The 7,860-nt window shown below is 72.9% G+C and carries 8 protein-coding genes; 3 read left to right on the forward strand and 5 right to left on the reverse strand.

The genetic code is table 11. The features are described from left to right. Positions 1-312: biotin--[acetyl-CoA-carboxylase] ligase (locus ACSW7Y_RS14620; RefSeq protein WP_438126973.1), on the reverse strand; the 312-nt coding region annotated here is incomplete at its 3' end. A gap of 73 nt (positions 313-385) precedes the next feature. Here ACSW7Y_RS14620 and ACSW7Y_RS14625 point away from each other — a divergent pair. Both ACSW7Y_RS14625 and ACSW7Y_RS14630 read left to right on the forward strand, forming a co-directional pair. Next, positions 386-1,981 carry an acyl-CoA carboxylase subunit beta gene (locus ACSW7Y_RS14625; RefSeq protein WP_438126974.1) on the forward strand — a complete coding sequence of 532 codons (1,596 nt, stop codon included), beginning with the start codon at positions 386-388 and terminating at the stop codon, positions 1,979-1,981. Positions 1,982-2,130: 149 nt separating this feature from the next. Further along, complete coding sequence (locus ACSW7Y_RS14630) at positions 2,131-2,388, forward strand: acyl-CoA carboxylase subunit epsilon (protein WP_438126975.1); 258 nt, start codon at positions 2,131-2,133, stop codon at positions 2,386-2,388. A gap of 512 nt (positions 2,389-2,900) precedes the next feature. Here the strand turns inward: ACSW7Y_RS14630 and ACSW7Y_RS14635 are convergent. From ACSW7Y_RS14635 to ACSW7Y_RS14650, 4 genes are all read right to left on the reverse strand, one after another. Then, positions 2,901-3,977 carry a hypothetical protein gene (locus ACSW7Y_RS14635; protein WP_438126976.1) on the reverse strand — a complete coding sequence of 359 codons (1,077 nt, stop codon included), beginning with the start codon at positions 3,975-3,977 and terminating at the stop codon, positions 2,901-2,903. Further along, entirely contained in the window at positions 3,947-5,227 is a 1,281-nt protein-coding gene (locus tag ACSW7Y_RS14640; RefSeq protein ID WP_438126977.1) for a sensor histidine kinase, read from the reverse strand. The genes ACSW7Y_RS14635 and ACSW7Y_RS14640 overlap by 31 nt, the downstream gene beginning before the upstream one ends. Before the next feature lie 77 nt (positions 5,228-5,304). Then, positions 5,305-6,075: a response regulator transcription factor gene (locus ACSW7Y_RS14645; protein WP_438126978.1), complete on the reverse strand. Its 771-nt coding sequence runs from the start codon at positions 6,073-6,075 to the stop codon at positions 5,305-5,307. Positions 6,076-6,148: 73 nt separating this feature from the next. Continuing rightward, the gene (locus ACSW7Y_RS14650; RefSeq protein WP_438126979.1) at positions 6,149-7,408 is read right to left on the reverse strand and encodes a class I SAM-dependent RNA methyltransferase; all 1,260 of its coding nucleotides are present in this window, start codon (positions 7,406-7,408) and stop codon (positions 6,149-6,151) included. A 14-nt stretch (positions 7,409-7,422) separates the two neighbouring features. On the opposite strand from ACSW7Y_RS14650, the gene ACSW7Y_RS14655 reads away from it, so the two are divergent. Beyond that, the coding region (locus ACSW7Y_RS14655; protein ID WP_438126980.1) for a Maf family protein at positions 7,423-7,860 on the forward strand (438 nt) is incomplete at its 3' end.

Consider the following 7,860-nt stretch of genomic DNA (forward strand, 5'->3'; position numbering starts at 1 on the left):
GGCTGACACCGCGTCCCGCATCGCGCGCCCCGCGACGAGCGGCAACCAGCCGCGCGAGCGGTCTTCGAGGTCGGCGCGGACCAGCAGGCTGGCGGCGAGCGTCTGTCCGGCCGGGGCCGACCATGAGCGGTCGAGCCGCCCGCGGCCGGCGGTCTGGTCGAGGGTCGCCACCACGCTGCCGTGCGGCAGGTCCCCGGCGGCCGCGAGGAGGTCCGCGTTCGTCGAACCGGTCGTCGCGGGGACCACGAGGGTCGCCCCGTCGGAGTCGACCTGGGAGCGGGTGGCCGGGAACGACGACTCGAGTGTGGACATGCACGCAATCTACGGGCAGGAACCGTGGACGACCTCCAACCGTGGGCGTCGGGCCCGCCGGTAGGGTGAGCGGGTGACTCAAGGTGACACCCCCGATCTCTCGACGACCGCCGGTCGGCTCGCCGACCTCCGCGACCGGTACCACGAAGCCGTGACCGCCGCGGGCGAGGCCGCCATCGCGAAGCAGCACGCGAAGGGCAAGGGCACCGCCCGGGAGCGCATCGAGCAGCTCCTCGACGACAACTCCTTCGTGGAGTTCGACGAGTTCGTCCGCCACCGCACCACGGCGTTCGGCATGGACGCCAAGCGGCCGTACGGCGACGCGGTCGTCACGGGCGTCGGCACGATCCACGGCCGGGGCGTCGCGGTGTACGCGCAGGACTTCACCGTCTTCGGCGGCTCCCTCGGCGAGGTCGCCGGCGAGAAGATCATCAAGGTGATGCAGCACGCGCTGAAGACCGGCGTCCCGATCATCGGCATCCTCGACTCCGGCGGCGCACGCATCCAGGAGGGCGTGGTCGCGCTCGGCAAGTACGGCGAGATCTTCCGCCTGAACACCCAGGCGTCCGGCGTCATCCCGCAGATCTCGATCGTGATGGGTCCGGCGGCCGGCGGTGCCGTGTACTCCCCCGCCCTCACCGACTTCGTGATCATGGTCGACAAGACCAGCCACATGTTCGTCACCGGGCCGGACGTCATCAAGACCGTCACGGGCGAGGACGTCGGCTTCGAGGAACTCGGCGGTGCCCAGACGCACAACCAGGTCTCGGGTGTCGCGCACTACCTGGCCGAGGACGAGACGGACGCGCTCGACTACGCGCGGTCGCTGATCGGCTTCCTGCCGGACAACAACCTCTCGGACCCGCCCGCGTACGACGTCGCGCCCGAGCTCGAGACGACCGACGCCGACCACGAACTCGACGTCGTCATCCCCGACTCCACGAACCAGCCGTACGACGTCACGACGATCATCGAGCACGTCGTCGACGACGGCGAGTTCCTCGAGGTCCAGCCGCTCTTCGCGCCGAACATCCTGATCGGCTTCGGCCGCGTCGAGGGCCGCACCGTCGGCATCATCGCGAACCAGCCGCAGGCGATGGCCGGCACGTTGAACATCGACGCGGGCGAGAAGGCCGCCCGCTTCGTCCGGTTCTGCGACGCGTTCGGCATCCCGATCCTGACCCTCGTCGACGTGCCCGGCTACCTGCCCGGCACCGACCAGGAGTGGACCGGCGTCATCCGCCGCGGCGCGAAGCTCCTGTACGCGTACGCCGAGGCCACCGTGCCGCTCGTCACGGTCATCACCCGCAAGGCGTACGGCGGCGCGTACATCGTGATGGGCTCGAAGCAGCTCGGCGCCGACATCAACCTGGCGTGGCCGACGGCCGAGATCGCCGTGATGGGCGGCCAGGGAGCCGTCAACATCCTCTACCGCTCGGAGATCAAGCGCGCCGAGGAAGCGGGCGAGGACGTCGCCGCCGTGCGCACCAAGCTCGCGAACGAGTACACCTACAACGTCGCGTCCCCGTACCTCGCGGCCGAGCGCGGTGAGCTCGACGGCATCATCCAGCCGCACGCCACACGCGTCTCGGTGATCAAGGCGCTGCGGGCCCTCCGCGGCAAGCGCGCTTCGCTCCCGCCCAAGAAGCACGGGAACATCCCACTGTGACGGATGCGGTCGACCCGTCCAGCACGGGAACATCACAGTCGCATCGGGTGACGGACGGGGGCGACCCGTCCAGCACGGGAACATCACAGTCGCATCGGGTGACGGACGGGGGCGACCCGTCCAGCACGGGAACATTACGGTCGCGCTCGGTGAGCGGCAAGCACGCAGCCGCCGTCCCGACCGACGCCCCGGCATCGGTCGCGGACGTGCGGGTGGTGTCCGGCGAGCCGACCCCCGAGGAACTCGCGGCGGTCGTCGCCGTGCTCCAGCGCCAGGCCGACGAGGTCGCCGCAGCCGGCCGGGCCGAGGTGATCGCATCGCCCCGGTCCGGCTGGGACGCCTCGGCGCGCGGGATGCGCCGACCGCTCGAGCACGGACCCGGGGCCTGGGCTCGATCGCTCCGATGACCGATCCGCGCGGACGGTCTTGTGCGCACGGGGGTATCCGGGCGACCATGTACCCCTGGCACGGGGGCCGCGGATCGCGTTGCAGGGCGCACTTCCCGGCCGGTCTCCCCTCATCCGGGGGACAGGATTCCTGGAAGTCGCCCGAATCGGCCGGATTTGTCCCCCATAATGACGACTGACACACCTGGTCGGAGTCGGCATCATTGTCTGTGTTCGGTGTCCTTCATTGAAGAACATCGCTGGACGGTGGCCGACTAGGGTACGACGCCACCGCCCGCTGCGAGTCAGGGCGATATTCGGGTTGTCGCTCAGACTCGGGTCGTGAACGGGCCGGTCGGATCCCGACCGGCCCGTTCCCCGTTCCGGGGTGTGCCCTGCTCACGAGCCATCGTCGAGGCGCTCCACGGCGGACGCGGGCCGACGTGCGCGACCGGCCACGTGCCTCCAGGCCGTGACCCTGCCGACCACGTCGGCGACCGGACACCGGCCGCGCCCGCCCGGAGGCCGCCCGCTCAGACGGCCACGTGCCGCGGGATCTCCATCCAGAGGGCCACCGAGTCGTCCTCGTCGCCGTCCTCGTCGTCGAGGCCGACCCCCAGCGCCGCGGATTCGCTCGCGGCCGTGTCGAGCCGGAGCCCGACGACGGTGACCGCCGTGTCCGCCCCCTCGGCGACGGTCCGGACGATCACGTTGTCCGCGCCGCGTGCCTGCCGCAGGGCGTCGGCGACCTGCGCGTGGATCCGCCGCATGTCGCCCGCCTCGAGGTCGTCCAGGCCGCCGTCGTCGTGCAGTTGGACGGTCGCGCCGGACCGGCGGAGCCGCATCACCTCCGCCCGGACGTCGTCGGAGAGCAGCGAGCGTCCTCGGATCTCGTCGCGGATCGCCTGTTCGAGGTGGAGGCACTCGTCACGTTCGGCATCCGACAGCTCGCCGTGGGCGTCGATGATCCGCTGCAGCATCGGCAGCGCCATGCGCGTCGTCTGGCTGAGCCGGAACTGCCGTTCGAACACGTGCGCGTCCTGGGCCGCCTGCCAGTCCTCGGTCTCCTGCTCGGCCCGCGTGAAGTCGCGACGGACCCGGGTCGCGCGGTTCATCGCGCTCACGAACACCGCGGCGATCGCGACCCAGCCGAGACTGGCTGCCACCCCGAGCTGCCCGAGCGATCCGAGCCCGGCCCACGCGACGGTGTGCACGGTCAGGAAGCCCACACCCACCCAGGCGAACGAGCCCCTCCCGCGGACGACGAGGACGACCATCAGCGTGCCGACGGCTGCGACCCACCACGTCGAGGAGCCCGGGCCCGAGCGGAGGTCCACGACCGGCGCGGCGACGACCGGCACGACCACGGCGGTCGCGAGCGAGAAGCACGCCGCCCACACCGGGAGGGCGCGACCGGGGGCGAACAGCGCGACTCCGGTGGCGGCCGCGTAGAGGACCATGCAGGCGATGATCGGTGCGATGTCCTGCACCCGTGGCAACGTCGTCGTCGCGAGCACGAGGTGGTAGAGCGAGAAGAGCGCGGCGAGACCGATCGCGACGCCGGTGGGCAGCGAGACCTTCACGAGGACTCCCCCGTCCCCGGCGCCCATGCGAGCCGGACCGTGGTGCCGGCACCCGGAGCGGAGACCACCTCGGCGGTGCCGTCGACGGCCTCGACGCGCTCGATGATCGACCGACGCACGCCGAGCCGTTCGGCGGGGATGCCGGCGGGGTCGAAGCCGGCTCCGTCGTCCACGACCTCGATCTGCACACCGGCGCCGTGCTGCTCGATGACGACCCAACGGTCGACCCCGGTGCTCCCCGCGTGCTGCACCGAGTTCACCGCGGCCTGGAGCGCGGCCGAGGCGAGCGCGTCGGCGACGACGGCGGGCAGCGGGACGGCGTCGACGCGTCGTTCCACGAGCCGGACGGGCGCAGCGAGCGCGGACACGGCGCTGCAGACGCGGGCTCGGAGGTCGACGAGCGACACCGGGGCGGCCGCGCCCGGGGTGTCAGCCGCCGCTGCCGCGAGGTGGTCGATGGCGTTCCGCGCCATCCGCGCTGCCAGTGCCTTCGCGTCGACGGTCTCCGCCCGTGCGGCCGAGAGCAGGGTGGTGAGCACGCTGTCGTGCACGATCGCGTCGACCTGCACCCGCTCGACCTCGGTGGCGTGCTCCCGGATGGCCGCCGAGTACCGACGGACCGCGGTGGCCTGCGCGGCGTCGACCGCGGTGGCCGCCCGGCGCAGCACGACCGCGATGACGAGGACGGCGCCGCTGAGGATCGCGGTGTAGACCCCGTCGAGCAGGGCGCGCGTGAGCCCCACACCGCCACCGACGGGGAGCAGCCGGATGACCACGAAGACCGCCGGCGCGAGCGCGGTGTAGACGGTGGCGCGCCACGGGGCGAAGCCCATCGCCGCTGCGGTCGACCCGATCGTGATGAACCACCACGGCCACGGCTGCTGGGTCGGCGGGATCGGGTCCTGCACGGTGAGCGGCCACGTGACGAGCGCGACGAGGAACACCAGCGCACAGACGATCTGCGCGGGCTGTGCGAGCCGGGGCAGGAACGCGGCCACCCCGACGAACGCGAACGACGCAGCGAGCGCGACGACCGTCAGCGGACCCCACACCGGGTGCAGGGACGGCAGCTGGCCGACCACCTGCGGAGCGTCCACGACACCGAGCCCGACCGCGCCCATGGCGAGCAGGATCGTGAACGCCCGTTCGACCGACGCCTGGGTGATCGTGGCCCGGACGTTCCGCGACGGGTCGACCCCGAACGGCGATCCCGTGCCGGACGACGACAGCGCGCCGGCGGGCGACGCCGGACCGGGCCCCGACGTCGCGCGGGACACAGCACCGGGCCCGGACGCCGCACCAGCCGCACCGGGACCGGACCCCGGCACCGCCCCGGACGCGACCGACATCGGCGTCAGCGGCCGTCGGTGTCGGGGTCGATCCCCGAGTCGAGACCGGGCAGGATGCCGTCCTCGACCGCACGGCGGAGGAGGTCGACCTTGGTCGGCGCGGGTCGGCCGACCTCGACGTACTTCACGCGGATGCGGTCGAGGTACTCGCGCGCCGTCGAGTAGCCGATGCCGAGCTGCTGCGCGGCGAGCTTGAGCGGCAGGCCCGAGGCGTAGAGGTGGAGGATCTCCCGCTCGCGGCGGCCGAGCTGCGCCTTGGCGAAGTCCCGGTCGGCGTCGATCGCACTCGCCCACTCGAGGTTGTTCAGGACGTCCCCGCGGGCGACGGTCGCCACGGCGGCCATGACGGTCTTCGTCGCGGACGACTTCGGGATGACCCCGGCGGCTCCGGCGGCGAGGGCCTCGCGCACGTTCGCGACGCGGTCGGCGATCGAGTGCACGAGCACGGCCGACCCGGTGCCCTGCACACCCTTGACGTTCTCGGTCACGGTCGAGCCGTCGCCGAGCGACAGGTCGAGGACGACGACGTCGACCTCGCGGTCGCCGAGCTCCCGGACGTACTCGGGCACGCTCGCTGCCGTGAGGACGACCTCGAAGCCCTCGTTCTGGCACGCGGCCTGGATGCCGAGCCGCACGGACTCGTGGTCGTCGACGATCGCGACGCGGACCGGTCCGGTCTGCACGTCGTCGGTCGTCCCGGTGGTGGGTGTCGTTGCTGCTGCCACGGTGGCCTCTCGTTCCGATGCGCGGCCCGGCCCCTGAAACCGGGTCGTCATCACCGGCCAAGGATACCCAGGTCCGACCCAGGTTCGAGGTCCTGGACGCAGGACGCGCCGAGGTCGTGCCCGGTCAGGCCACCGGCACCAGGCGCGCCACGGCCTCGAGGTGGTGGGTGTGCGGGAAGAGGTCGAACGCGCGGAGCGCCTCGAGTCGGTAGCCGAGGTCCGCGAACGTCGCCACGTCGCGGGCGAGCGCCACCGGGTCGCAGGCGACGTAGACGACCTGTGCGGGCTGCAGCGCCGCGATCTGCACGGCGACCTCCCGGCCTGCGCCGGACCGCGGCGGGTCCAGGACGACGGTGCCGGCGCGGAGGCGGGCGCGCTCCGGCTGCGAGGCCCCGGCGGCGGTGCGGGCGAGCCAGCGGTCGACGCGACCGGTCTCCGCACGGGCACCGATCCACTCCGCGAGGTTCTCCTGTGCGTGCTCGGTGGCCCGCTCGGACCCCTCCACGCTCGTCAGCTTCGCGCGCGGCCCGACCAGGTCCCCGATCGCCGCCCCGAGCAGCCCGACCCCGCCGTAGAGGTCGAGGTGGTGCCCCTCCGGGTCGAGCCGGTCACGGTCGACGAGGTCCTGCACCGCCGCGGTCAGGACCGCCGGAGCCTGCCGGTGCACCTGCCAGAAGCCGTTGTCGTCCACCTGGAAGGTGCGCTCCCCGACGACCTCGGTCACCACGGTCGGCTTCTGCTCGTCGATCACGAGCCGGGCAACCCCCGAGCCGCTCGGCGCGAGGACGTCGACGACCGAGGCGCCCGGCATCGACCCACGGCCCAGCGGGGCGCTCTCCTGCACCGCGGCGGTCACCAGCGGCAGGGAGGACACGGGGACGACGGTGTGCGACCGCGCGGCGAAGGGTCCGGGGGTGCCGTCGGCGTCGACGTGCAGGCGGACCCGGGTGCGCCATCCCGTGCCGTTCGCCTCGTCGTCGCCGGGGACCGCCTCGACGACGACGTCGTGTCCGAGCACCTCGGCGAGGTCGGTCCGGGCGAAGCGGGCGAACGCGTCGACCAGGACGTCGTGCTTGAGCGTGCGCTGGTGGGCGAGGGCGATGTGGCCGAACTCGGCACCGCCCGCGCGGGCGGCGGGGTCGCGGTCGAGCGCCGCCTCGGGCCAGACGTGGTCGACGCGGTGCTCGCTCGGCTGCTCCACCGACACGGTGTCCGCGCGCCAGAACGACTTCTTGCGGTCCTCGGTCACGCGTGCGGTGACGCGCTCGCCCGGGATCGCGTCCGAGACGAAGACCACACGCCCCTCGTGCCGTGCCACCGAGATGCCGCCGTGGGCGATCCCGGTGACGTCGAGTTCGAGCAGCGTTCCGACGGATTCACCCATGGTTCGATATTCCCATGCGTCTGTACCTCGCGAGTACCTCCCCCGCCCGCCGTGCCCTGCTCGCCCAGACCGGCATCGAGCCCGTGCTCGTGGCACCGGGGGTCGACGAGGACGCCGCGGTCGCCGCGCACGAGGCCACGCTCGGCCGGCAGCTGACCGGTCCGGAGCTCGTGTCGTTGCTCGCCGTCGCGAAGGCCTCTGCCGTCGCCGACTCGGAGGTCGCCGGGCGACCGGTCGACGGGTTCGTGTTCGGGGGCGACTCCGCCTTCGAGGTCGACGGCACCCTCTACGGCAAGCCCCACGACCCGGCGGTCGCGCGGGAGCGGTGGCGGCAGATGCTCGCGGTCGGCGGAGGGACCCTGTGGAGCGGGCACTGTGTGCTGGACCGTCGCGCGGACCGCGCCGGTGCGGTGGACGCGACCACGCCTCGGACGGGAGGCGCGGGGCGGGCC

Origin of the sequence: Curtobacterium flaccumfaciens (assembly GCF_051548005.1) — a bacterium.
GTDB lineage: Bacteria > Actinomycetota > Actinomycetes > Actinomycetales > Microbacteriaceae > Curtobacterium.

What these genes read in the sequence shown, in the direction of transcription:
- ACSW7Y_RS14635 (WP_438126976.1), bottom strand. Translation starts at nt 3,977, where the DNA reads ATGGGCGCCGGGGACGGGGGAGTCCTCGTGAAGGTCTCGCTGCCCACC.
- ACSW7Y_RS14650 (WP_438126979.1), bottom strand. Translation starts at nt 7,408, where the DNA reads ATGGGTGAATCCGTCGGAACGCTGCTCGAACTCGACGTCACCGGGATC.
- ACSW7Y_RS14645 (WP_438126978.1), bottom strand. Translation starts at nt 6,075, where the DNA reads ATGACGACCCGGTTTCAGGGGCCGGGCCGCGCATCGGAACGAGAGGCC.